The sequence below is a fragment of the Desulfococcus sp. genome (assembly GCF_050178255.1).
GTDB lineage: Bacteria > Desulfobacterota > Desulfobacteria > Desulfobacterales > Desulfococcaceae > Desulfococcus > Desulfococcus multivorans.
Genome location: NZ_JBFXGG010000200.1, coordinates 1 through 2,659, shown reverse-complemented (window position 1 = coordinate 2,659; position 2,659 = coordinate 1). Strand labels below are relative to the sequence as shown.

At 55.2% G+C, this 2,659-nt stretch carries 3 protein-coding genes; all 3 read right to left on the bottom strand.

The window, feature by feature from the left end; translation table 11 throughout:
- Positions 1–674 precede the first annotated feature (674 nt).
- From AB7S84_RS17195 to tsoC, 3 genes are read right to left on the bottom strand one after another with little or no spacing between them, the layout of a single operon-like run.
- A complete protein-coding gene (locus AB7S84_RS17195) occupies positions 675–1,490 on the bottom strand; it encodes a sterol desaturase family protein (protein ID WP_428156038.1) in 816 nt (271 codons plus the stop codon).
- Between the two features lie 26 nt (positions 1,491–1,516).
- A complete protein-coding gene (locus AB7S84_RS17190; protein ID WP_020876927.1) occupies positions 1,517–2,209 on the bottom strand; it encodes a TVP38/TMEM64 family protein in 693 nt (230 codons plus the stop codon).
- 39 nt (positions 2,210–2,248) lie between these two features.
- Positions 2,249–2,566 (bottom strand): NEPxGxxU motif selenoprotein TsoC, encoded by a 318-nt coding sequence (gene tsoC / locus AB7S84_RS17185; RefSeq protein WP_428156040.1) that lies wholly within the window; start codon positions 2,564–2,566, stop codon positions 2,249–2,251.
- Positions 2,567–2,659: the final 93 nt, after the last annotated feature.

Here is a 2,659-nt window from a genome sequence, read left to right as displayed (position 1 = left end):
GTTGAAGCGCTTTCGTGTCAATTGTGCTCATATATTCCCCCTTAATTACGATAATCGTAAACGACTATCGTAAAAATGCCAAGCCGAAAATTTCATTTCGCATCTGTTCGGTTAATTACCAGCCTGGTCTTTTACGGGTGTCCGCGCAGACATCAAACGCCATCCTCCGGTAGGTATCAGCCGGACCAGGGGGGTCCGGCGGAAAGTTGATCACCAGACAGCAGATACGACTGTGAGAACGGAAACCGTTGTGGGTGCCGGCGATATTGCTCTCGTGACGTGGCGAACGGGCTCCAACGGTTCTCGACCGAGATCATTTATCCCGCAGCATCCACGACAGCCCTTCCAGCGGCCTTCCGCGACGGAGAACCGAATGCAGGCCGAAATCAACATCCCCAACACGCTTGATGAGGTGACCGGCCGAGTCGTCTCAATCGTGGCCCAGAGCTACATGCGTTACCGAAAAGGCCGACAGCTCCCCCCGATTCCCAGAATTCGGATGGAAACGATCACTTATCAAGAAATCCAGGAGGGAGCTATGCGGCACCGGCATTTTCCATACCAATACACTCAACGCCCATAAAATCGAGAAGACGGTGGTTGAACACATCGAGGGGCGGCGGCGGGTTGCTTTTCAACACTCATCGTGCCGGTGTTTGAAACGACCATACGTATCAGTGCCGGTTGATGGGCACCCGGCCGGGATCACCTACGAACGGAAGGATCAGGAGACGCGGCAGGGTAAGCCTTTTGGGATCGCGGAATTGGGATAGCCCTATCACCATATCCGTGTGCCCCTTGGCGGGCTGCGCTTTGTAGGTGCCCAAAAGTCGGTCCCACCAAGGCAGGTTAAAGCCATAGTTGCTGTTGGTCTCACGGATGATGACCGAATGGTGGACCCGATGCATGTCCGGTGTGACCACGATCAATCGGAGCACCCAGTCCACTTTTCCCGGAATGCGGATGTTGCTGTGGTTGAACATGGAAGTAGCGTTCAGGGCCACTTCGAAAATCAGCACCGCTAAAGGTGGTGCACCGAGCGCGGCAACAATCGACAACTTAACGGCCATGGATACAATAATTTCAATGGGGTGGAACCGCAAACCAGTGGTCAAATCGAAATCAAGGTCCGCGTGATGTATCAGGTGCAGCCGCCAGAGCATCGGAATGGCGTGATGCAAGACGTGCTGGGCATACACAGCGAAATCCAGCGCAGCCACGCCCATGAGCACCTCAAGTCCATAGGGCAAGGCCCATTGGTTGAGTAGCCCCCAACCTTGCTCCGAGGCGAGCAGGGCTACCTCAATGGGTAGAACGGGATAGACCAACGCGACCGACAGCGGGTTCAACGCGACGATGGTCAGATTGGCGAACCAGCGCCGGCTTCTGGAAGTTGTCAGCCGTCTTCGGGGTGTGAAAAACTCCGCCGTGGATAGAATGGCGAAAACGCATAGGAATGCGCTCAGCCGAATGATTGTGTCGGTTCCCATTACGTTGCTCTTGAGGCGGCCATCGATTAAATTATTTGGGTCGTGCCGGGCCCCCTTGCCTTTTTCAGGAGTTTCGGGATAAAAAACGATAAAATGAAAAGGGCGATGGAAAGAAAGACCTTCCAGCTCAACAATTCCGCCCATCGACCGCCGGCCCAGACATCCTTGATCGTTCCGATGAAGAACGTGAAAATGAACGTGCCCACCATGATCCCAAGTCCTGTCCCTGCAACGTAGTCCCGAAAGCGCACCTTGGTCAGCCCCATGCCGAAGTTCATGGGCGTAAAGGGGAAATACACCAGCCGAAGGTAGAGGACCGTGGCAAAGCCGTTGCGTTCAATGGCGTCGTCGAAGCGCTTCAGGCGGTCTCCGACTAGGGAGGCGGCAAAATCCCGGCCCAGGTAACGCCCGATCAGAAAGGCGAGGCTCGCGCCTATCATGGCCGCTATCCAAACATATACAAATCCCCAATAAGGGCCGAAGATAGCGGCGCCCAGGGCCGTCAGAAGCGTGCCGGGGATGAACAGGCAGACGCCGGCGGCGTAGATGAACACGAACAGCAACGGCGCCCAGAAGCCTGCCGCCTCCAGGATCAGCCCCAGTTGTTCGGTCGTGAAATACTGCCTGGCCGGTGAAAACCGGACCAGGTAGATCGACACGCCGATGAACAGGATCAGGAGGGATACTTTCACCAGTGCGGTTTTTTGATTTTTCTGCATGATGACGGCTCATATTCACTGCCGACCGCTGTTCGCCTTTCAGCGCTTGAAAAGGCGGTTCAGGATTCCTTTTGTCGGCGGCTCGGGTTCGGGCAGTCCCAGGTGGCGACAGATGCAGGCCTCCACCTCGTGATCGGACACGTCAGCCCCTTCCACGACGATTTCCTCCCCCACCATGACCGCCGGCGCGATGGGCAGGTCGAGTTCAAAGTATTCGTCGGTCTGGTAGTCGGCCTTGGGCTTTGAGATGACCTCGATATCGATAGCGTATTTTTCGCCCAACCTGGGCATCATCTGTTTGAAATGCTTTCAAGGCTTGCCGTTGGGCTCATTGAGAAAAAAACGGACGTTGAGCATGTTCTTCTCCTTCAGGGTTGTGGTGTTCACTTGGTAGGAAGAGACTTCTTCAAATCAGCCATGCGATTTAAAAAGGGTCCGGGCGGCAGAAAA

What these genes read in the sequence shown, in the direction of transcription:
- AB7S84_RS17190 (WP_020876927.1), bottom strand. Translation starts at nt 2,209, where the DNA reads ATGCAGAAAAATCAAAAAACCGCACTGGTGAAAGTATCCCTCCTGATC.
- AB7S84_RS17195 (WP_428156038.1), bottom strand. Translation starts at nt 1,490, where the DNA reads ATGGGAACCGACACAATCATTCGGCTGAGCGCATTCCTATGCGTTTTC.